Here is a 17,885-nt window from a genome sequence, read left to right as displayed (position 1 = left end):
GGGCCCCGGGACACCTCCTGCCTGCTCCCCTCCGGCTGCTTGCCGGGTGCCCCTCCGACGGCAACACGTAGGCCGACGGACCTGGCCCGCGCGTCGCACCGACCCGTGTACGGGCCTGGACGCCCGCCATATACCGGACCAGGCTGTCGAAATGAACGACGCGAACGACTTCGACTCGGAGAACTGCAGGATCGACAACGCCTCCCTCTACATAGAGACGCTCAAGGCACGCATGGACCCCGAGCAGTACGACGTCCTGGCCAAGGCCGTACACAAGACTGCGCATCTGATAACCGAGGGACATCAAGCCGGCCCCGTCGGGGACCTCTCGGCGTTCACGCCTGAGGTGCAGCGCGAGTACGCAACGGTCCTGGCGATTCTCCTGACCGGCCGCATGGACCACCGGCTCGTGGAGATGCCCGGCCCCGACGGCAGTCCGGGCTTCGCCATCGTGGAAGCCTCCGCTGCCGACGACCCGGTGAGATTGCAGGAGCTTCGCGAGAACCACCATCGCTGGGCCACCGAGCGGCAGGCCGTCGACAACGAGCTGGACGGCATCGCCCGCGTCAGCGGGCTAAGCGTGGACGACTGAAGCGTGTGGCCACGGGGCCATGCCTGCTGCGCACGGTGGAGAAAGGCCGGCGCTCCCCACTCGCTGCGCTGGCGCAGCAGGCCGCGCCGACCCTGACCGACGCGGTGCGGTCCCCGAGGACGCTCCCCCCACAGCTTCTGCGTGAGGGAGCGTCCTCGTTTCCGGCAGGTCTGCCTCAGCGACCGGGCGGTTCGGGGTAGCGCTCGCGGCGCCGGTCCGGGTCGTCGACGCCGATCTCGTACCAGGGCTCGCCGCGCTGGAGCCGGGGCAGGGTGTTCACCCAGACCGCGACGGTGATCCCCTTCACGTCGGCGGCGAGCGCCTGGAGGCGGTTGTCGAGCAGGTGCTCCTCCTTGCCCGCCAGGACGACGTGCAGCCGCGGGAAGGTCGCGGACCGGGTGTAGCGGTGGCGCTGCCAGAACGGGTGCGTGGTGCCGATGGTGCCGCGGGCTCCCTCCCAGAGGCGGTGCCCGGCGTAGCGCTCGTAGTCCCAGACCTCCTTGGCGAGGCGGGCCTGGGACATGGTGCCGTTGTCGAGCTCGAAGAGGCGCACCTCGCCGGTCTTGGTCGGCAGCGCGAGGACCGCGTCGGTGTTGAAGCTCAGGCCGGTCTCCTTGATGGCGTGGTTCACCTCCACCTGCCAGTCGGTCAGGTGCTTGCGGCCGCCGTAGGCGAGGATCATGTCCGTCACCGCGACGCCGTGCGGACCGAACCCGGCCTTCACCGCCTTCGCCCCGGTGCCGGCCTTCGGGCGGAAAGGCAGCTCGTTGCCGTCGGCCAGCGCCTTCTGCCCCGCCGGAGTCAGGTTCCAGATCGGATGTCTTCCGTCCTTGCCGTTCGTCTCCGCCAGCCCCAGCTCCGCCAGCTTCCTCATCGCCCTGCGCACGTACGACCGGCCGTCGGCATCCTCCGCCGTGATCACCTGAGCCATCTGCCGCACCGTGGCCATCCGCACGCACCCCAGCATCCGCAGCGCATCGGCCCGCACCTTGGCCGCAGGTGTGGACTTCCTCCCCTTCGCCGACGTCTCAGGGGAAGGGAGAGAGGTGTCAGCGTGCCAGGAGGCCCCTTGCCGGGCGGTGTGAGCTGCGGTGATGGGCACGACGTTGGAATCGTTCGCGGCACCGTTCACGGCACTGGATTCCGGGCCGCCCAAAGGCCGCTCGGCACCCCTTGACCGGGTCGGGCGTGGCTCCGGTTCGGGCTGCTGGGCGCTGCTGGTGTACGTCATGATCAGGCTCCTCACGCAGGTGGCGCGGGGGTTCGGATGGAATCCCCCCGTCACTTGCTAGAGGTGTGGCGAAAGTCGACGGTGTGACACTCCCCTGAGCGCCGTTACTGATCCGTGATCGTCAGGCAGGTGCGGGGCAGAGCTCGGAGACGATCGCGAACGAGGTCGTCACCATCTCCGCCGCCATGGCCGGCGGCATCACCGCGTGCGTGGTCTGGCCGTGCGCCATGCCGTTGCGGATCTGCCGGCCGTAGTCGAGGTACTCCGCCTGCCGGGTCGTCAGGACCCCGTCGGCGGCGCCCTGCTTGATGAGCTGGAACAGTGGCTTGGTGCCCGCACCCGGGGTGCGGTCGCGCAGCACGATCTCCACCGCGATCAGGGAGTGCATGACCGCCACGGTGGAGAACTCGTAGCAGTAGTACGACTGGCGCAGCAGCTCGCGGGCCGTACGCAGGACCGTCGCCGCGGCCTCGGGAACGCCGGCGGGCACGACCAGGTCCTCAACGAGGTCGTGCATGTCGGCGTAGCTGTCGACGAAGAGGTGGGCGCGTTCGTCCGGGACCGGGAACGGCAGCCGCTGCGTGGTCATCCCCGCAGTCTCCCAGCGGCACGCCCCAGGCAGCAGCGGCTTTTCCCCAGGGACGTCGCGCAGCGTGCCGGGACGGAGACTTCTCCCCTGCCTAAATAGGCGGAATGTCGCAGGTAGCGGACCTGGGCAAGGGGGCAGCGCGAGCGCCGGTGTAACCGGGATTTCTACCTTGCGGATGGGGTCTACGCGTTGTGGATCTTGATCGAGTGGCGCCGAGTTGCGTCAATCTCGGAGATCGAAACGCTGGCGGGGTGCTGTCCTGTCGAGGGCTCCGCGAACCTGCGGTGGCGCCGAAAGCAGTGGCGGGGCAGCGGCCTCGGCGGACAGAATCCCTGCATGTCAGATGATTGGCCCCCGCCCGGGCACGCCTTTTCCCACAGGATGGAAACCCGCCTGGACGGCGGCCCGTCCTTCACCATGGACATCACCGCCCCGAGTGCCCGCCCGGACGTGGACGTCTCCACCTTCAGGTTGGGGCGCCACGGAGGTCCGGATGAAGGGGACCTCGCATTCCGTGAACGTCTCTACGGGCTGATCGGCGCCATCGTGGTCGCGGGCGGGCATGTGGAGGCCGCCATGAAACGGCTTGTCTTGCTCCTCCGAGACGATCAGAACGGCTTCTCAGTGGTCGACAAAACATGGTCAGACCTCCACAAGATGCTGGTGGCGCAGTCACGCCGGAGCATTCCGCGGGCCGCCGCACTGGCCGAGACTCTTCAGTGGGGCGACGCACATGAACTGAAGCGTCGGCGCGACGACGCAGTGCACGCCTCCTGGTGGAACTGGGACGGCGTGGGCGTCGTACGGTCCCGCTTCTTCAGGAAGCAGGACGGCGCCAACCTCGTCTGCACCCTCGAGGACCTCGAACAGGACGCGGCGCTGCTCTTCGAATACGCCGGCAGACTCGACCAGTTCCTCGGTCCGGACTGGCCGCAGGGCAGACTCCCGCGTCGACGCTAGTGTGCTGCGCCAGATGGAGGCCGTCGGCTTCGGCCAGACCCTCGATGCGCACCCCGCACCGGCTGGTGCGCACCGCCGTCCCGGGTGCGCACCACCGCCAGACAGATCCACTGCACCTTACGCACCACCGCACCCCACCAGGCGCGCGGCGGCAGGCTCTCTATCACACACCCCCTTGACCACGGCCTGATCGGCGGCCCGAACGTACTGTGGCAAGGAGAAACGCCCTCGGTAGCGGACCTGGACAAGGGGTCGCGCACGCACCCGGCCGCACCTGGTCAAGGGGTCAGGTCGACGGTGCGCGCGCCAGTGCGGCGCGCAACATCGGGTGCGGTGCACCGAGGGCGCGCGAGCGCCGGCCATCGCCGGGTGGTGCGCACTGGGTGCGGTGGCGGACATCGCGGTGCGCACCAGAGTGGAGTCCACTCGGTGGCGTCCACTCTGGTCGGGCCCCCCAAGTGGGCTCCACCCGATGGGCCCACCCGGGTGGACTCCACTCAGTGGCTCCACCCAGTGGAGTCCATCGGGTGGGTTCCACTCGGTGGACGATGTCCGGCACCGTCACCACAGCCAGGCGTTGGAGTATCGCACCCGGGACAGAGCACGCGCGTTGCGGCGCGCGGCGGCGTTGCCGATCCGGTTCTGCCGGGAGCGAGGCCGGCGCGACTGCCCGGCGGCGAGGCGGCGCCGTCCGGCGTCCTGGAGCCGCCGCCGCTGCTTGCGCAGCTCCGCCTTCTTCGCCGCCTTCGACTTCGGCTTCCGGGGCCGCTTCCAGACCGGCTGCCATCCCAGGGGCTCATCGGGCTCTGGCTGGTGGTCCTCATCGAGCGCGGCGGCCATCTTCTTGGCTGCGGCGCGGGCGCGGGCGAGGGCTTCGTCAAGGCTGGGTTGTTCTTCCGGGGTGCTCACTCGACTCCTCCTGTGGTCCGGCCCGGTGTGTGCTGGGTGCCGGGCTGCTGGGGGTGCGGCGGCGGGGCCGTCGCCGGGGCGGGCTGTGGTCGGGGGCCGTGGGTGAGGGCACGCTCCCGGGCGCCTTCCTGGACCCTGGCAAGGGCGGCCTCGGCAAGCGTCCGGCGGGTCTGCTCCACCGTGTCCACGTCGGTCGTCTGCTCCGGAACGCGGCCGGCCTTCCGGTCCGAGTGGAACGGCCGCGGGCGCGACCTCGAGGCGGCGGGCACGGCGACGGTGCGCGGTCGTGTGCGGGAGCCCAGGCGGTCCGCGCGGCGCACGGCCTGGGCCCGGACCCTCAGCGCGTCGGCGGCGAGGCGGGCCCGCTCGTACGGAGTCGCGGTCCTCTTGCGGGTCAGCGGGCGCAGCACAGCCTGGTCCTCGGTGTCGCGTGGGTACAGGGCGCGCAGGTCGGCGGTCATCATCCGTCGGCCGGCCGGGCGGGTGTAGTCGTCGATGACCGTCTGCACGATCTGTTCGTCCAGGCCCACCTGGTGGGGCCGGCCGCGCAGAACGTAGGAGAGGTGGCGGCGCGCTTCGGCGAGCAGATGGTGGCGCTTGAACGCCCCGCGCATCACGTACACCACGGCGACGACGTCGACGGCCGCCAGCGCTATGTCGACCACCGGCCGCACCCGCGCCCCCACCGCCGCGGCCGCCGCCCGCGCCCGCTCCGCCAGCCGGTCGACGACGTCGGCACCGTAGGCCCGGACCGCTGAATCCCGCCATCGCTCGCGTAGCTCGGTCAGCGACAGCAGCACCGTGCGCTTGGGCGGGCGCGTCTGGTCGGCGGCCTGGCAGCCCAGCGCGTAGGACGCCCGCTCCCCCGGCGAGTGCCCCTGCCGTTCCTCGTACCTGGCGGCGAGGACGGACAGCGCGTCCTCGATCTGCTGGCGGCGGGTCGACTGCCAGCCGATGAGCCGCTGGTCGATGCCCGCGATCTCCATGACGGGCCGTCGGCCGGGCGTCACCTCGCGCGGCTCCCACGCCCACCCGAGTCGGGTGGACACCTCCTCCATGAAGTAGAGGGTGTAGAGGGTGTCGGCCGCGACGATGTGGGCCATCATCGAGTCCGCCGACAAATTCCCCCACGTCCCGTCCGGCCGCCGGGCGCGGATCGACACCACCGCATGATCGTGAAGGAGTGGCTTCGACTCGGCAGCTCGCGACTCGTAGTGCCGGAAGACCGCGACGATCAGCCCGTCCTTGACCCGGGCGCGATGCTTGCCGCCGCCTTTCCAGCGGATCTCCGCGACCGCATCCTCCATCCACGCCAGCGCCTTGTCCCGGGCGATGTCCTGGCACAGCTCCAGCACCAGGCGGGTCTCGTCATCCCCGAGCGCCCACGCGATGTGTGCCGTCGGCGGGGGCCGGAACACCAGGTCCATGCCCAGCCAGGGCGTCCGCTCCTTGGCCTTGTCGGTCTCGGGCGAGCGGTTGTGCTCGATGGGCCTGCCCAGCACGGTCGCCCGCCGGGCCTGTGCCGGGCTCTTGCCCTCCGCCAGACACTCACGCTCGATCCGGTCGGCGTCCGGGTGCCGGCCTTCCCCCAGGAGCAGTTCGGCCTGCCGCTCGGTCACCACGCCCCCGGCCGCGAGGCCGACCGCGGCCAGCCCCCGGCCCTTCCACACGCCGGGCGGGACACCGGCTTCGTCCTGGGCGGCGCGCAGCGGCGTGCCCGCAAGGCGGTGGCCGTCGCCGACCATCACGCCACGGAAGAGGTAGCGCCACCCGTTCCCCGGGCGAACCTCCGACATGCTGATCATCGGCCCATGGAACCCCGCCGCTGACCTGCGGAAAAGCGCGATCCGAAGTCCTTCCCGCCGGGTGGGAGGCCATCACCGAGTCTTTACCGGAGTGCCCGCCAGGCGGGCCGCCGCGACAGCCCGAGACGGTAAGCCGTCGATGTGTGCACAGTCCCGCCCATGACGATCACCAGGTATGGAAAGCCCTGCCCTCTCTGCCGCACGCCGCTGCTCGTGGACGTGTACCAAGTCCACTCCGCACAGTCCGACTTCCCCACGACTGAGCGCGTCACCGGACGCCGCTGCCCTGGCTGCCAGGCGGCTCGGCCCGAACAGCGGACGGAGGTGATGCGAGCCGTCTACGGCGATGCCTGACGATGTCGTGCGAATGCTGCGCTCATCGTCAGCTGATCACTCACGAGCCAAGTCGACAACGTTAGGAGCGACTTGGTGTCTCGTAGCTGACAACGGCGTGGGCGGAGTCTCTGTCGTGAGTGCTCGTTCGTGTTGTCCGCCGCCGGGCGGCCCTGGATGCCGGGCTTCCTGTCGATAGTCTTCCCCCCATGAGTTGGGCGCATCGACTGAAGGTTCTGACATGAGCAGAGTGCTGGCTGTGTACAGCGAGAAGGGCGGCGTGGGCAAAAGCGCCCTGTCCGCAGGCCTAGTCGCGGCCGCGCGAAAGCGGAAGCTTAGTGTCATTGCGGGAGATCTGGATCCGCGAGGAACCTTCACGGCAGAGCTGGGCATTTCTCCCGATGAAGCGCCGGCCTTCTCCATGAACGACCTGCTGGCGCTGGACCCACAGGGAGAGACTGGCCTGGCCGCAGATGCGTTCGCTGAAGCTGGGAAGGCCTGGTCCGGCGTGCAGGTCATCGCCGCGGAACGGGCTCTCGCCAACCGGGAGACCGACAACATGGCTGTCGGTCTTGAGTTCCGGCTACGGCTGGGGCTGAAGGGCGTAGTCGGGCCCGACAAGGTCGGCATTCTGGACCTGCCGCCCCGGGCTGGCGGGAAGCTGGTGACGTCTGCTCTCGTGGCAGCCACCGACGTGCTCATCCCGGCAACCCTGGATGAGGACGGCCGTATCGGCGCAGCAGAAGCCCTGAGCACGATCAAGCTCGTCAAGGATCTGGGCATGAACCCGGACCTGAGGGTGGTGGGGATCATCCCGTCGATAGTGCCGGGCGGCCGCAGCACGCTGAAGGACGCCATAGGGGCGTACCTGGCAGACACCTACGGCTCCCTCTACCGGGACGACCTGGTGATCCCTCGCCACTCGGTGCGCCAGCAGACGCGGTTTGCGTGCGTGCCGATCACCGATGCGCCGGGCCGAGAGGCGCAGGTGCTCACTGACGCGTACGACCGGATTCTCATGGCATCAGGAGTGGAAGCGTGAGCGGCAACAGGCTGATCGCGGCAGGTACCAACCGCCTGAAGAAGGCTGCGGATTCGGCTGTCGACCCGGCGGTTCCGGCTGAGCTGCAGAAGCGCGCGGCGTCAGACGCCGTGAAGCAGGGCACGGTCGATGGTCAGGAGCCCAGCGTCTTCGCTCATGGCCGGGTTCTCAGCGCTGACGACATCGTCGGCACTCTTGAGGAGCAGTTGGCCTACGTCACCGAGCGCCTGCACGAGATCGACCTCGCGGGCAAGCGTGCCGAGGACTTCACCGTCCTGAACAAGGCGGTGCTGCTGGAGGTCGCCCAGGAGCGCGAGCTGCACCTGGTGGCAGGCCATACTAATTTCTCGGTGTGGGCTGCGGGCGTGCTCGACGTCGAGCCGAAGTATGTGTTCGAGCTGTTGCAGGACGCAGCGCGTATTCGGGCGATCAGTGAGTTGGGGCCCGATCTCGCGCAGCACCTGACCCGGGCGTCGGCCCGCAAGGTCATGGCGGAGGTGATCACCAGCCAGGGCCTGGAGACCGCTCAGGTCGTCATGACCCAGGGCTTGGCTCAGGCAGCGGAGCAGGGCAAGAAGCGGCCTACCGCCTCGCTGCTTGCCTCGATCGCGAAGAACCTGACCACACCTTCGATTCCTGCACAGGAGCCGAGGTCAGAAATTTCTGACCCCCCGGCAGCGCCATCGGCGCCCGGAGTGATCACGGCCTTGGAGCGAGCAGCCACCTCACTCAAGGAACGTGTCTACTCGCCGTTGGCCCCTGCTGCGGTCCAGGCCGCCCTGGAAGACGACCCGGCCGTGACGCGCGAGCACCTGGAGCGCTTGGAGACCGAGATGCAGCGAGTCACGAAGAGGCTGGCCGCCGCCAAGCGTGCCGTTGCCGCAGCCTCGGAGCAGACCAAAGCCGCCACCAGCTGAGTTGGGAGCAGGGGTCAGAAATTTCTGACCTCTAGGCGATCACGACGGCCCTGAAACAGAAAAAGGCCCGCACCTCCCGCGCGTGAACGCGTGGTAGGTGCGGGCCTTTGCCGTGTTCGGTCGTGCGCGTCAGGCCGCCCGCGCCTTGGTGATCACGCGCTCACCCCTTCGACCACGCCGGCCAGGAGCGCGAGGATGTCGGCCTCGTACGGTTCGGTGAACAGTTGGTGGCCGCTGACGTCGAACGGTGCGGGCCGCGCAGACACCCTGTAGCCGGGTACGGCGGTGGTCTCCCGTCCCTCCAGTGAGGCAGTGAGTAGGGCGGCGTCCTGGGACGCGTGCCGGGCCTGGGTGTACGGGCCGAGGCGCAGCAGGGTGTAGCTCTTGCCGTCGGGCTTCCGGGCCTCCACGTAGATGGCGTAGTGCGCCGGTTCCATACCGACGTCGGCCGGGAGGTCCAGGCCCGCCGCGGCGTGGGTGAGCGGCGCGTAGGCCGGATCCCACACACCGAGGATCTTGTCCGTCTCGCAGCGCAGCCAGCCCAGCTTCCGGTAGCACTCGCCGTAGGGCATGTACTGGCCGTCCGGGTGTTGCAGGGCCACGGCGATGATGTCGGGCCCGTGGTCGTCACCGGGACGGGTGTGGGCGCGCTCGATGAACGGCCCGACCCTCACGGCGACGTCTTGGTAGCGGCCGGGCGTCCAGGGCTCCGGGGTGCGGAGGGTGGCGATGGCGGCGAGGTGCGTGCGAAATTCGTCGACGGCAGTCTGGTCCTCGCGGGTGAGGGCGCCGGGCGCGTGGCCGCAGCGTCGGAACATGCGACGGATCATCGGGCGGTCTCCTGCTCGGTGTTGGCGGTGCGGGGGTCGGCGGGCGTCTTAAGGACTCGCGGCAGATGGACGTGCAGGTGCTCCACTTCGACCTCGCGGCCGCGGTCCCGGATTGCTCGGGCAAGGAGTTCCGTAAGACCGCTGGCACGATGGCGACCTCCTGCACAGCCGATGGCGATACGGCGGGGACCGGCGGGAAGGGCCGCGTAATCGGCGAGGTTGGCGAGCAGTTCGCGGGCGCCGGGGGTGTTGAGGACTACGTCTTGGACGCGGGGGTGGAGGCCGTCCAGGTCGAGGATGTCGCGGGCGGCGGCCGGGTCGCGGAGCCGGTCGCGGACGTCTTCGATCCGGTCGGCGGCGGGCGGGACGGGGGAACCGTCCGGACCGGTGGGCAGGTGCAGGTAGCCGAACGAGATCAGGCGGATCGGGGGCAAGGGATCCTCCTGCTCGATGGTGAGGAGCGGGCACACGGGCAGCGCCGCGCCCAATCGGGAAGGGCCGGGCGCGGCGCTGCGGGGTGCTGCTACTGGGTGGTGGTGTTGGTGACCACGATGAGCTGGTCGCTGTCGAGGTCCATGACGACTGGGGCGTCGGTGCCCTGGGCGCGCTGGGCGGCGGCGTATTCGTCGGCGGGCCAGGAGCCGCGGGGGTGGCCGGCGGGGAACCGCGCCAGGACGGTGCGCTGCGCGGGGAGGGCGGTTGTCATCGCGTGCCGCCGTTCTCGTGGGCTTCGATGAGGTCGCCGATCGCGTCGGGGCTGGCGGCCTCGCCGACCCAGCGACCGGAGGCGGTGAACACCGGCACGGCGTCGCGGTCGGCGTCGAACACGACGACGTAGATGCCGAACCGCTCCAGCACGAGGTCGTAGAGCACGGGGGCCGGTGCGGCCTCGAGGACCTCCAGGCCGTCGACGGTGAGGTGGGCAGGGGCCTCGGGGTCGTCGGGCTGAACGACGGTGCCGGTGACGCGCAGGAGGTCGCCGGGCTGGATCTCGCGCAGTAGTACGTCGGCGATGCGCGGGTCTCCGGTGGTGCAGGCGTACACGGTGTCCGGGGCGTCGGGGGCGATCCGGTCCGCGTCGGCGGGGGAGTGGATCAGGTCGAAGCGGGCGGTGCCCCAGCCGGTGCCGGGGGCCGGGATCGCGTCGACGTAGCCGTCTATGGCCAGGTGCGTCTGGGGGTTCATCAGCGGGCCTCCGCCAGGGTCTTGGTGGAGCGAGGGGAGCGGGGTCGGGGGGAGCGCTGCGCGAGGTCGAGGAGCTCGCGGTTGCGGCGCTGCTGGGCGGGGGTGAGTGGCCGGGCCTTCGGGCTGCGGCGGTGCCAGAGTGGCGAGGCCGGCGGCTCGGGGTAGGCGAGGGTGCGGTCGACGTCGGGCTGGGTGCTGCTCATGGGGCCTCCGGGTGGAGGTAGAGGTCAGGCGTGGTCGGTCGTCCCGCCGTCCTTGGGCAGGTCGGAGACGAACCGGGTCTCGCCGGGGTGCCGTGCGTTCCAGAGCTCCGCGCAGACCTTGTGCACGGGCTCCTTGGCGTGGGACCTCAGCGGGGTGGTGGTGCCGCACAGCACGCACGGTGCGGGCGAACCGAAGTGCGAGGAGTGGCGCCAGTTCAGAAGCTGGACCGGCGTCACGGGCTGCTCCGGCGGCATGGGCACCGCGCGCAGATGGCGGCGCCGGGTGGTCACGGCCGCAGGTGCGGCAGCTGCTGGAGGACCTGGTCGACCAGGTGCTCGGTGGGCCGCCAGGGTCCGAGCTGCCCGCGCGCCGGGATCGGCAGGGCGAGGGCCTGGACATCGCTGACCTCCAGATGCCACGCCCCGGGCTGCGCCCACTCGGTGCAGGGCGGGGAACCGTCCGGGTCCTGGTGGCAGCCGGTCAGCCGGGCGATGCCGATCACGGCGCCGGTCGTCAGCTCGCGGCCGCGGATCGTGCGGGCGATCAGCGGCACGCGCAGGGCGGGCCGGTCGGTCTGCTGGCTCGCGTGCAGCAGCAGCCAGCCGCGCCACGACCACGCCCGGGGCCTGTTCTCGATCGTCTTGTCCCCGGCGAGGAGGCAGGCGGCGTGCGGTTGCTTGACGCTGATGCCGCGGATCCAGTAGCCCGCCGGCGGAAGGGTCGCGGTGCTCATGCCGCTCGCCTCCACACGGCCGTGCCCGGCCTGCCCGCGCAGCGCCCGTTGACGGACGGCGCAGCGGCGTGCGCGGCGGTCGCCAGGACCGCCTTCCCGGAGTGCTTGCCGTCGTACAGGGCTGCGTCGGCTGCCTTCTGCAGGCGCGTCAGGTCGCGTGTGCCGATCATGTCCGGGGTCGCGGCGCCGACCGAGGCGGCGACGTCGACGGTGCGGTCGTCGTCCAGGGTGACCGGCGTGTGCAGCATCCGGACCAGCTGCTCCAGGCGCTGTTCCCGGCGGTCGGAGGGCAGGTCCAGGACCACGGCGAACTCATCTCCTCCGAGGCGGCCGATCGCGGCGCGCGGGCCCGCCCAGGCCGTGAGCCGGGCCGCGATCGACGCGAGGACGGTGTCGCCCGCCGCGTGGCCGAGGCCGTCGTTGATCTCCTTGAACCTGTCGGCGTCGACCATGACCACGGTCGTGTCGTCGCCGTGGCGGGCCAGGAGCCGGCGGGCGCGGGCGGTGTAGGAGTCACGGCGTAACAGGCCGGTCAGCGGGTCGCGGCGGGTGGCGGCAAGTTGCTTGTGCAGCGCGGCCGCGTGGACCGCCCAGCCGGTCAGCGGCACGGCGACGGTCGTCAGTAAGAGGGTGCGCTGGCCGATCCGGCCCTGAACGCTCAGGAAGGACGACATACTTGGGTTCTCCGTCTCGTCTCGTACGGGATGGGTGGACCCGGGACAGTCGTCCAGCCGCCAAGCAGAGCGGCTGTCCCGGGGCGGAGCTACAGCTCGATGGGGCTGGAGTTGAGCCAGCTGTACGGGCTCCTCCAGGGGCCGACGGTCGCGGCGGGCCAGTCGAGCTCCCACCCGGGCCGGTATCCGCGGGCACCCCAGCCGTCCGGCCGACCGTGGGGGATCTCGCGTCCGGCCTCCGCCGCAGCGCGCGCCGCGTCGTAGACCTCGTGGGCGATCCGAACGGCGGCGCTGCGGCTGTCGGCCAGGCCGGTGAAGACGTGCACCCCGCGCAGGGCGGGCGTCTCGGTGCTCCGTACGGGGACGTCGACCTCGTACAGGTGGGTCATGACGTCCATCTCCTTCCGTGCTCGGTGATGAGGGACCACCGCGACCGCCCCGGTCTCCGTGATGCGGGGCCGGGGCGGCACGGAGCGTCCGTCACGCCGTGGCGCGGCGGTGTCAGAACTCCAGGTGGATCGTGATGGGGCGCCGAGGGTCTCCGGAGTTGGAGTGGACCGTGCGGCGGTGCGCGGCGAGGCCGGCGGCCCCGCCCTGGATCGGCTGGTAACACTGCGGGCAGCCGTGCCACCAGTCGTCTCCGGCCGGGAGGTCGGCCGGGGTGAGCGGGTGGGGGTGCGGGCCGTCGGCGGCGCGGCTCACGCGACCGCGTCCGCGTACTGCGCTTCCAGGTCCGCGCGGCCCTCGGGGTCGTCGTCCTGGTCGTCGTCGACGCCGTCACCGTGGACGGTGCAGACGATGTCCTCGTCACGGTCCAGCCCGCCGGTCAGCGCCCGGTACAGGCAGCTGACGCTGTAGGCCGGTGCCCATGCCTGCCCGTCGCACTCCGGGTCGAAGGGGCAGGGCAGTAGGGCGTCGAAGCCGAAGTCGCCCTCGCCGTCGACGTCGTCACGGAAGGCCAGGGTGAGGGACTGCTGCCCGAGGCGGACTTCCGCGACGCGGTCCCGGCCGGTCACCAGGTCCGAGCCCGGCTGCCACCGCCACAGCGGCAGGATCTCCGGGCCGAAGAAGCGGCGGACCAGCAGCAGATCGCCCAGGCCCTCGCTGCCGTCACGCCCGAGGTCGGCCTCCCGGGCCTGCGAGAGCCGCTTCAGGAACGGCTCCAGGCGGCGCAGGGCGTCGGCGAAGACGACCGTGTTGAAGCCTTCGGCGGCGAGGCGCTGGTGCGAGTGGACCATGGCCTGGTGCTGGGCACGGACGACGTCCTCGGGCACGCGCCGGTTGTCCGGGCGTGAGCCCTGCCGCTCCAGGCACAGGTTCAGGGACGTGGCGACGATGACCGCGACGGTCGGCATGCCGTGCCGTTTGGCGGACATCACCAGCTCCACCCGCACGGACTGTTCGACGTTGGTGGCGTCGATGACCGTGTTGAGCTTGCGGGCCATCCGGCGTTCCAGGATCAGCTTGAGGACGTCGGCGGCGTCGCCGGTCGCGCTCTGGTCGCCGGGATCGTCGCTGACCGTACCGCGCAGGGCGTCGAGGGAGAGGACCTGGGAGGCCGGCCAGGTGCGGGCCAGGGTCGACTTGCCCGCACCGGAGGCGCCGATCAGCACGATCAGCCCGTTCTCGGGCAGGTCCGGGTACAGCACCGAGGTCATGCGGCATCTCCTTGCGGGTCGAGGGAGCGGGCAGCCCAGTTCAGGCGCTGCCCGGCGTTGTCGGTGAGCAGGGCGGCGGCCTCGTGCAGGGGGCAGGAGGCGTCGCCGTCGCGGTCGGGCTCGATTTGCTCCGCCCGGCGGGCGGCGGTGGTGAGCAGCTGCGCGAGGGAGGGGAAGAGGCCGTCGGGGACGTCGACGTCCTCCTGGAGCTCGCGCAGGATCGCGGCAAGCTCGACGGCGTCGACGTCGTCGGCGCTCAGGTCGTCCTCGATCTGCTGGAGGGCGAGCTGAGCGATGCCGACCGAGGCGCGCATCCGGTCCAGGCGGCTGCGGGTGCGGCCGGTCATCGGGTGGTGGCCTTGGTGGTGGCGATCAGGGCGGCGAGGGTCTCCCAGCCGTGGTGCCAGGCGCTGTCGATGCAGTACGCGCCGTTGAGTCCGTGGTCGGCCAGGCGCCAGAAGTTGGTCTTGCCGGTCTTCGTGGCGAGCGTCTCCAGGAGCCCGCCCGGCACCCGGCGGTCCGCGGCGTAGTGCGTGACGAAGGACAGGGCGAGCGCGGCCGCGGCGGCGCTCGGGTGCAGCCGGATGCCCAGGACGCGGGCGCCGGCCCCGACCGCGACGGCCTGGGTGGCGGTGTAGGTCAGGCAGTGCCAGGCGCAGGCCTTGATGCCGTCGGCCGTGCCGTGGACGGTCGGTTCGTCGTCCGGGCTGGCGGCGTAGTGGACGGGCTTGTCGTCGGTGGCGCCCTTGACGCGGGCGCAGTAGTCGGACTGTACGAGGTGGTCGCCGATGTTCGACCCGGCGCGGCCGAAACCGAGGACGGCGGCGAAGAGGGCGGAGCGATGCGTCATGCTGGGCTTCTCCTGATCTCGCAGGGGTGAGGGAGCGGGCAGCCGGCCCTTGCCGGTGCTGCGGCCGCCCGTGCTATGCGGCCAGCCGGTGGGCGGCCGGGGCCGTGAACGTCATGTAGGTGTCGGGGCTGGGCTCGTAGCCCTTGTCGCAGGGGTCACAGACGCCCTGAGTGCGCAGCGGGAGGCAGAAGTAGTACCTCCGGCGGCACCGGGGGCACGTGGACCTCGCGGCCATCGCCCGGTCCAGCGCTTCTTCCTGCGCGAGCGTCGGCACCCGCTTCGGCCGGGCGAGCTCCACGCTGTAGAGCCAGGCCCGGGTGGGGTGGATGCATGACTGGTCGGGCCGGTAGGCGCACGCCCTGCAGCGCAGCACCGCGACCGGGCCGTGCCCGCCGGGGCTCAGTCCGCGCTCGCGTAACTGCCGCCGGGTGACCAGGCCCTTGGGACAAGCGCGCCGGTCGAACTCCGGCAGTGTCGCGTCACTGCGCGGCACCCGTTTCACCTCGCGGCGGGGCTTCTTCCTCGGGCGCGGCATCACCTGCTCCAGGCGCCGGGCAGCCGGTCGGGGCGGTGCGGGTAGCGGGGGCCGGGACGCTGTGGGCGGGGCCGGCCGATCCGGCGGCGGGGGCAGGGGATGAGCATGAGCAGTTCCTCCAGTCGTCGGGGGACAGCGCTGCGCCCCGCCGACGTCGTGCTGGTGTCGGCGGGGCGCAGCGGGTGGTGCGGCTGGGTTATGCGGCGAGGCTGTGGGCCGTGCGCGTGGGGTGCTCACCGGGCGTGGCCGGCGCGGGCGTGGTGTGGCCCGGCCGGGGCGTGTCCGGCTGCTGCTCGGGGGCGCCGTGCAGGTGGGTGCCGATCAGGTAGCCGATCAGCAGCCCGGTGACGCCGAAGATCTTGTGGCGGTTGACCTTCCACCAGGTCGGAGCCGGGGGCTCGGTGAGCACTCCTATGACGGTCGGGGCTTTCGCCAAGACGGGGTCTCCTTCTCTCGTGGGCGGGGTGGTGCGTGCGGCCGGGCGGCCTGTCCGGTCCTCGTCGGCCCCGGGTGCGGGGCGGGCGAGGGCCAGGCAGAGCGTCAGGTCAGCGGGCGGTGAACAGGCGGGTGGCCCACGACCGCAGCCGGTCGAAGCGGGTCGGGTGGGTGTGCCGCCAGGCGGTGGGGAACACGCCGTGCTCGGTGGGGAAGGAGCGGGACGCGCCGCACGTGCACGTCCAGGCGAAGGGCTCGGGGCGGGTGTCGTCGCGGGTCGCGGTGACCTTGGCGGGGAGGCCGTCGTGGCTCCCGTGGAAGGTGCCGACCCAGAACTCGGTCTGTTCGAGCTGTGTCTTCATGGGATTCCTTCGGTGCGTGGTGGCGGTGCCGGACAGTGCGAGTGCGGGGTCAGCGCTGGAGCGGGTGGACGTTGTCGGGGCCGTAGTCGTCGCCCGCCGGGGTGGGGGCGGGGATCGTGGCGTGCAGGTGGAGCGCGGGGCTGAACTGGTACTGCGGCGGGTGGTTGTGGACGATGGGCCGCAGGGTCAGGCCGCGCAGGGCGAAGATGCTGGCCAGTGCCCACATGAGGGCAGCGAGCCCGGTGGCGGCGGCGCGGCCCCCGGCCGGGGCGGCGGACCAGATCATGGCGAGGCTGCCGATGCCGAACAGCACCCAGGCGATGCGGGCGCCGGCGTTACCGAAGAACCCGCCGACCAGCCCGAGCAGCCCGGTCAGTTGCCAGAACGCGTACAGGGCGGCGGGGGCGACGGCGAGGTGCGCGGCCTGGTCGGCGAGGAACACGCGGACGGGGTGGTCGACCATGCCCCACAGCCCGCTGCCGTCGCTGGCGCTGGTGGCCGGGACGTTGGAGAGGCCCTTGAGTGCGGCGGAGGTGATGTCGCCGGCGGCGTCCAGCATCAGCACGATGAGGCTGAGTCCGCCGAACAGCGCGGCCGTCTTGATCCAGTTGGCGACCTCGTGCCAGCTAGCGTGCCGGGCTTGGCCGACCTCTTCCCACCGCTGGTGGAGGAAGCCGCTCTCCTCCCAGGACTTGCGCCACGCGGTGCGCAGCCGCGCCAGGCGCTGCTTGCCCTTGCGGGCCGGGGGCAGTTCGAACTGGTCGAGGATGTTGTTCGGGCGGTGCTGGCCGTTCATCTGCCTGTCGTTGTGGGACATGCGGAGTCGCTCCTTCGGCTGGGAAGTCGGTGGTGCGCGTGGGTGTCCGGCCGGGTGGCCTGCCCCCGCTCCGGCCCCCGGGCAGGCGGGGTTCGGGCGCGAGGCAGGGGAGCCGGAGCGGTTACAGGCCGCGGGCGTCGGCGAGGTGGGCGGCCTGGTCGACCATGCGGAGTGGGACGCGGGCCGATCCGTGGGCGTCGTTGAAGGACGGCACAGAGTCGACGCCGTCGCCGAACGTGCGGCGGATCGCGTCCAGGAGCACGGAGGCGGCGCTGGCTTCCAGGCCGCTGTCTCCGCGGGCCTCGGCTCGGATGGCTCCGAGCATGCAGCGGGCGCCGTCCTGGTCGACCAGGGCGCCGGAGCACCAGCCGCCGGTGAGCAGCCGGTGGTGGGCGCGCTGCAGAAGGGCGGCGACCGGGGTCGGGTAGGACTCCGGCTGCGGCTGGAGCGTCGGGGTCAACGGGACGGTGACGACGTCGCCCAGCTCCACGGGCTCGGTGGGGATGTGCGCGGTGTTGACCTCGTAGGCGACGGCCGCTTCGTCCAGGCGCGCGGTCATCGCCGCGTTCACGAGGGTGAGGCGTTCCTCGAGGCTCAGTTCCGCTGGCGGCGCGGCCGGGGTGGTCGGGGCGGGGTGGTCTATGGCGGGGGAAAGCAAGGCATGGGACATCGGGACTCCAGGCAGGGGACGCCGAAGGGCGCCGCCGGGATGGTCTCCGGCGGCGCCCTTCGGCGTTGTGTAGCGGGGGAGTGGGCGTTTGGGTGTCGGCGCGCCCGTGTCCCGGGCATCCTCGGACCATCAGGCGCGGGGAAGGGGATGGAGTGGAGTTCGTCTTCGAGTGCGGATGGTGCGGCGGGGACAACTACTTCGTGGGCAAGCAGGTCGGCTTCTGGGTCGACAAGTGGGAAGTGCCCGCGGAGTGGGACTGCCGTTTCTGCGACGGGCTCAACTACACCCCTGACCCGCCGTGGCCGGAGGCGTAGTCAGAGGCTGGAGATCAGCCCGGCGAGCGAGGCGAGGCCGCTGTTGATGGTCGGGGCCAGGCCGGTCGCGGCGAGGGTGAAGCCGAACAGCGTGCAGGCCAGCGCGGAGCCGACGCGGACGTAGCCGCCCTTGACCAGGACGAAGACGATGATGCCCAGCAGCACGGCGGCGGAGATGGACAGGGCCACGGTGGTGGTGCTCCTTCACACGGGGTCGGGTGGGGTCGACCGTGCTCGGGC

General features: G+C 71.4%; 29 protein-coding genes. 6 read left to right on the top strand and 23 right to left on the bottom strand.

The window, feature by feature from the left end:
* The first annotated feature begins 151 nt into the window (after nt 1-151).
* Entirely contained in the window at nt 152-592 is a 441-nt protein-coding gene (locus JL475_RS20960; protein WP_202279336.1) for a hypothetical protein, read from the top strand.
* A 175-nt stretch (nt 593-767) separates the two neighbouring features.
* Here the strand turns inward: JL475_RS20960 and JL475_RS20955 are convergent, their stop codons facing one another.
* Nucleotides 768-1,559, bottom strand: a complete 792-nt coding sequence (locus JL475_RS20955) for a replication-relaxation family protein (protein WP_202279368.1) — start codon at nt 1,557-1,559, stop codon at nt 768-770.
* Nucleotides 1,560-1,944: 385 nt separating this feature from the next.
* A complete protein-coding gene (locus JL475_RS20950) occupies nt 1,945-2,412 on the bottom strand; it encodes a hypothetical protein (RefSeq protein ID WP_202279335.1) in 468 nt (155 codons plus the stop codon).
* A gap of 336 nt (nt 2,413-2,748) precedes the next feature.
* Between JL475_RS20950 and JL475_RS20945 the strand changes: the two genes are divergently transcribed.
* Nucleotides 2,749-3,372, top strand: coding sequence for a hypothetical protein (locus tag JL475_RS20945; protein ID WP_202279334.1), 624 nt, complete (start codon nt 2,749-2,751; stop codon nt 3,370-3,372).
* 561 nt (nt 3,373-3,933) lie between these two features.
* Here JL475_RS20945 and JL475_RS20940 read toward each other — a convergent pair.
* Together JL475_RS20940 and mobF are read right to left on the bottom strand one after the other, a co-directional pair.
* Nucleotides 3,934-4,281, bottom strand: coding sequence for a hypothetical protein (locus JL475_RS20940; RefSeq protein ID WP_202279333.1), 348 nt, complete (start codon nt 4,279-4,281; stop codon nt 3,934-3,936).
* Nucleotides 4,278-6,086 carry a MobF family relaxase gene (gene mobF, locus JL475_RS20935; RefSeq protein ID WP_237407773.1) on the bottom strand — a complete coding sequence of 603 codons (1,809 nt, stop codon included), beginning with the start codon at nt 6,084-6,086 and terminating at the stop codon, nt 4,278-4,280. Before mobF ends, JL475_RS20940 begins: the two co-directional genes overlap by 4 nt.
* Before the next feature lie 159 nt (nt 6,087-6,245).
* Between mobF and JL475_RS20930 the strand changes: the two genes are divergently transcribed.
* The 3 genes from JL475_RS20930 (at nt 6,246) to JL475_RS20920 (ending at nt 8,378) form a co-directional block, all read left to right on the top strand.
* Nucleotides 6,246-6,440, top strand: a complete 195-nt coding sequence (locus JL475_RS20930) for a hypothetical protein (protein WP_202279332.1) — start codon at nt 6,246-6,248, stop codon at nt 6,438-6,440.
* 220 nt (nt 6,441-6,660) lie between these two features.
* Nucleotides 6,661-7,461: a ParA family protein gene (locus JL475_RS20925; protein WP_202279331.1), complete on the top strand. Its 801-nt coding sequence runs from the start codon at nt 6,661-6,663 to the stop codon at nt 7,459-7,461.
* Nucleotides 7,458-8,378, top strand: a complete 921-nt coding sequence (locus JL475_RS20920) for a hypothetical protein (protein ID WP_202279330.1) — start codon at nt 7,458-7,460, stop codon at nt 8,376-8,378. The genes JL475_RS20925 and JL475_RS20920 overlap by 4 nt, the downstream gene beginning before the upstream one ends.
* 152 nt (nt 8,379-8,530) lie before the next feature.
* Here JL475_RS20920 and JL475_RS20915 read toward each other — a convergent pair whose 3' ends face one another.
* The 18 genes from JL475_RS20915 to JL475_RS20830 all read right to left on the bottom strand — a co-directional run bounded on the left by JL475_RS20915 (nt 8,531) and on the right by JL475_RS20830 (nt 17,331).
* Nucleotides 8,531-9,208 carry a hypothetical protein gene (locus JL475_RS20915; protein WP_202279329.1) on the bottom strand — a complete coding sequence of 226 codons (678 nt, stop codon included), beginning with the start codon at nt 9,206-9,208 and terminating at the stop codon, nt 8,531-8,533.
* Nucleotides 9,205-9,642 carry an RNase adapter RapZ gene (locus tag JL475_RS20910; RefSeq protein WP_202279328.1) on the bottom strand — a complete coding sequence of 146 codons (438 nt, stop codon included), beginning with the start codon at nt 9,640-9,642 and terminating at the stop codon, nt 9,205-9,207. Before JL475_RS20910 ends, JL475_RS20915 begins: the two co-directional genes overlap by 4 nt.
* 89 nt (nt 9,643-9,731) lie before the next feature.
* A complete protein-coding gene (locus JL475_RS20905) occupies nt 9,732-9,914 on the bottom strand; it encodes a hypothetical protein (RefSeq protein ID WP_202279327.1) in 183 nt (60 codons plus the stop codon).
* On the bottom strand, nt 9,911-10,393 hold the full coding sequence (locus tag JL475_RS20900; protein ID WP_202279326.1) for a hypothetical protein: 483 nt from the start codon (nt 10,391-10,393) through the stop codon (nt 9,911-9,913). Before JL475_RS20900 ends, JL475_RS20905 begins: the two co-directional genes overlap by 4 nt.
* Nucleotides 10,393-10,596 carry a hypothetical protein gene (locus tag JL475_RS20895; RefSeq protein ID WP_202279325.1) on the bottom strand — a complete coding sequence of 68 codons (204 nt, stop codon included), beginning with the start codon at nt 10,594-10,596 and terminating at the stop codon, nt 10,393-10,395. Before JL475_RS20895 ends, JL475_RS20900 begins: the two co-directional genes overlap by 1 nt.
* A gap of 24 nt (nt 10,597-10,620) precedes the next feature.
* Nucleotides 10,621-10,887 carry a hypothetical protein gene (locus tag JL475_RS20890; RefSeq protein ID WP_307825118.1) on the bottom strand — a complete coding sequence of 89 codons (267 nt, stop codon included), beginning with the start codon at nt 10,885-10,887 and terminating at the stop codon, nt 10,621-10,623.
* Nucleotides 10,884-11,330, bottom strand: a complete 447-nt coding sequence (locus JL475_RS20885) for a hypothetical protein (RefSeq protein WP_202279324.1) — start codon at nt 11,328-11,330, stop codon at nt 10,884-10,886. Before JL475_RS20885 ends, JL475_RS20890 begins: the two co-directional genes overlap by 4 nt.
* The gene (locus JL475_RS20880) at nt 11,327-12,004 is read right to left on the bottom strand and encodes a GGDEF domain-containing protein (RefSeq protein ID WP_202279323.1); all 678 of its coding nucleotides are present in this window, start codon (nt 12,002-12,004) and stop codon (nt 11,327-11,329) included. The genes JL475_RS20885 and JL475_RS20880 overlap by 4 nt, the downstream gene beginning before the upstream one ends.
* Before the next feature lie 89 nt (nt 12,005-12,093).
* Nucleotides 12,094-12,393: a hypothetical protein gene (locus JL475_RS20875; protein WP_237407771.1), complete on the bottom strand. Its 300-nt coding sequence runs from the start codon at nt 12,391-12,393 to the stop codon at nt 12,094-12,096.
* A 112-nt stretch (nt 12,394-12,505) separates the two neighbouring features.
* Nucleotides 12,506-12,706 (bottom strand): hypothetical protein, encoded by a 201-nt coding sequence (locus tag JL475_RS20870; RefSeq protein ID WP_202279321.1) that lies wholly within the window; start codon nt 12,704-12,706, stop codon nt 12,506-12,508.
* Complete coding sequence (locus tag JL475_RS20865) at nt 12,703-13,662, bottom strand: ATP-binding protein (RefSeq protein WP_202279320.1); 960 nt, start codon at nt 13,660-13,662, stop codon at nt 12,703-12,705. The genes JL475_RS20870 and JL475_RS20865 overlap by 4 nt, the downstream gene beginning before the upstream one ends.
* On the bottom strand, nt 13,659-14,009 hold the full coding sequence (locus tag JL475_RS20860) for a hypothetical protein (RefSeq protein WP_202279319.1): 351 nt from the start codon (nt 14,007-14,009) through the stop codon (nt 13,659-13,661). The genes JL475_RS20865 and JL475_RS20860 overlap by 4 nt, the downstream gene beginning before the upstream one ends.
* Nucleotides 14,006-14,512: a hypothetical protein gene (locus tag JL475_RS20855; RefSeq protein WP_202279318.1), complete on the bottom strand. Its 507-nt coding sequence runs from the start codon at nt 14,510-14,512 to the stop codon at nt 14,006-14,008. Before JL475_RS20855 ends, JL475_RS20860 begins: the two co-directional genes overlap by 4 nt.
* 73 nt (nt 14,513-14,585) lie before the next feature.
* Nucleotides 14,586-15,047 carry an RRQRL motif-containing zinc-binding protein gene (locus JL475_RS20850; protein WP_202279317.1) on the bottom strand — a complete coding sequence of 154 codons (462 nt, stop codon included), beginning with the start codon at nt 15,045-15,047 and terminating at the stop codon, nt 14,586-14,588.
* A gap of 196 nt (nt 15,048-15,243) precedes the next feature.
* Nucleotides 15,244-15,483: a hypothetical protein gene (locus tag JL475_RS20845; RefSeq protein ID WP_202279316.1), complete on the bottom strand. Its 240-nt coding sequence runs from the start codon at nt 15,481-15,483 to the stop codon at nt 15,244-15,246.
* Between the two features lie 109 nt (nt 15,484-15,592).
* Nucleotides 15,593-15,844 carry a hypothetical protein gene (locus JL475_RS20840; RefSeq protein ID WP_202279315.1) on the bottom strand — a complete coding sequence of 84 codons (252 nt, stop codon included), beginning with the start codon at nt 15,842-15,844 and terminating at the stop codon, nt 15,593-15,595.
* A 49-nt stretch (nt 15,845-15,893) separates the two neighbouring features.
* A complete protein-coding gene (locus JL475_RS20835; RefSeq protein WP_202279314.1) occupies nt 15,894-16,661 on the bottom strand; it encodes a hypothetical protein in 768 nt (255 codons plus the stop codon).
* Nucleotides 16,662-16,782: 121 nt separating this feature from the next.
* Nucleotides 16,783-17,331 carry a hypothetical protein gene (locus JL475_RS20830; RefSeq protein ID WP_202279313.1) on the bottom strand — a complete coding sequence of 183 codons (549 nt, stop codon included), beginning with the start codon at nt 17,329-17,331 and terminating at the stop codon, nt 16,783-16,785.
* A 152-nt stretch (nt 17,332-17,483) separates the two neighbouring features.
* Here JL475_RS20830 and JL475_RS20825 point away from each other — a divergent pair, with 152 nt between their 5' ends.
* Nucleotides 17,484-17,645 carry a hypothetical protein gene (locus tag JL475_RS20825; protein ID WP_202279312.1) on the top strand — a complete coding sequence of 54 codons (162 nt, stop codon included), beginning with the start codon at nt 17,484-17,486 and terminating at the stop codon, nt 17,643-17,645.
* On the opposite strand, the gene JL475_RS20820 is transcribed toward JL475_RS20825, so the two are convergent.
* Entirely contained in the window at nt 17,646-17,834 is a 189-nt protein-coding gene (locus JL475_RS20820) for a hypothetical protein (RefSeq protein WP_202279311.1), read from the bottom strand.
* Nucleotides 17,835-17,885: the final 51 nt, after the last annotated feature.

It is taken from the genome of Streptomyces sp. M2CJ-2, from assembly GCF_016757295.1.
In the GTDB taxonomy this organism is placed as follows: Bacteria; Actinomycetota; Actinomycetes; order Streptomycetales; family Streptomycetaceae; genus Streptomyces.
The sequence above is the reverse complement of the archived record's forward strand: the minus strand, read 5'-3'. Positions and strand labels throughout refer to the sequence as shown.

Excerpts from the sequence above, each read along its gene's own strand:
- JL475_RS20930 (WP_202279332.1), top strand. The coding sequence starts at position 6,246 with ATGACGATCACCAGGTATGGAAAGCCCTGCCCTCTCTGCCGCACGCCG.
- JL475_RS20925 (WP_202279331.1), top strand. The coding sequence starts at position 6,661 with ATGAGCAGAGTGCTGGCTGTGTACAGCGAGAAGGGCGGCGTGGGCAAA.
- JL475_RS20865 (WP_202279320.1), bottom strand. The coding sequence starts at position 13,662 with ATGACCTCGGTGCTGTACCCGGACCTGCCCGAGAACGGGCTGATCGTG.
- JL475_RS20960 (WP_202279336.1), top strand. The coding sequence starts at position 152 with ATGAACGACGCGAACGACTTCGACTCGGAGAACTGCAGGATCGACAAC.
- JL475_RS20850 (WP_202279317.1), bottom strand. The coding sequence starts at position 15,047 with ATGCCGCGCCCGAGGAAGAAGCCCCGCCGCGAGGTGAAACGGGTGCCG.
- JL475_RS20905 (WP_202279327.1), bottom strand. The coding sequence starts at position 9,914 with ATGACAACCGCCCTCCCCGCGCAGCGCACCGTCCTGGCGCGGTTCCCC.
- JL475_RS20830 (WP_202279313.1), bottom strand. The coding sequence starts at position 17,331 with ATGTCCCATGCCTTGCTTTCCCCCGCCATAGACCACCCCGCCCCGACC.
- JL475_RS20955 (WP_202279368.1), bottom strand. The coding sequence starts at position 1,559 with ATGCTGGGGTGCGTGCGGATGGCCACGGTGCGGCAGATGGCTCAGGTG.
- JL475_RS20880 (WP_202279323.1), bottom strand. The coding sequence starts at position 12,004 with ATGTCGTCCTTCCTGAGCGTTCAGGGCCGGATCGGCCAGCGCACCCTC.
- JL475_RS20885 (WP_202279324.1), bottom strand. The coding sequence starts at position 11,330 with ATGAGCACCGCGACCCTTCCGCCGGCGGGCTACTGGATCCGCGGCATC.
- JL475_RS20855 (WP_202279318.1), bottom strand. The coding sequence starts at position 14,512 with ATGACGCATCGCTCCGCCCTCTTCGCCGCCGTCCTCGGTTTCGGCCGC.
- JL475_RS20875 (WP_237407771.1), bottom strand. The coding sequence starts at position 12,393 with ATGACCCACCTGTACGAGGTCGACGTCCCCGTACGGAGCACCGAGACG.
- mobF (WP_237407773.1), bottom strand. The coding sequence starts at position 6,086 with ATGATCAGCATGTCGGAGGTTCGCCCGGGGAACGGGTGGCGCTACCTC.
- JL475_RS20895 (WP_202279325.1), bottom strand. The coding sequence starts at position 10,596 with ATGAGCAGCACCCAGCCCGACGTCGACCGCACCCTCGCCTACCCCGAG.
- JL475_RS20915 (WP_202279329.1), bottom strand. The coding sequence starts at position 9,208 with ATGATCCGTCGCATGTTCCGACGCTGCGGCCACGCGCCCGGCGCCCTC.
- JL475_RS20900 (WP_202279326.1), bottom strand. The coding sequence starts at position 10,393 with ATGAACCCCCAGACGCACCTGGCCATAGACGGCTACGTCGACGCGATC.
- JL475_RS20945 (WP_202279334.1), top strand. The coding sequence starts at position 2,749 with ATGTCAGATGATTGGCCCCCGCCCGGGCACGCCTTTTCCCACAGGATG.
- JL475_RS20950 (WP_202279335.1), bottom strand. The coding sequence starts at position 2,412 with ATGACCACGCAGCGGCTGCCGTTCCCGGTCCCGGACGAACGCGCCCAC.
- JL475_RS20860 (WP_202279319.1), bottom strand. The coding sequence starts at position 14,009 with ATGACCGGCCGCACCCGCAGCCGCCTGGACCGGATGCGCGCCTCGGTC.
- JL475_RS20840 (WP_202279315.1), bottom strand. The coding sequence starts at position 15,844 with ATGAAGACACAGCTCGAACAGACCGAGTTCTGGGTCGGCACCTTCCAC.
- JL475_RS20835 (WP_202279314.1), bottom strand. The coding sequence starts at position 16,661 with ATGTCCCACAACGACAGGCAGATGAACGGCCAGCACCGCCCGAACAAC.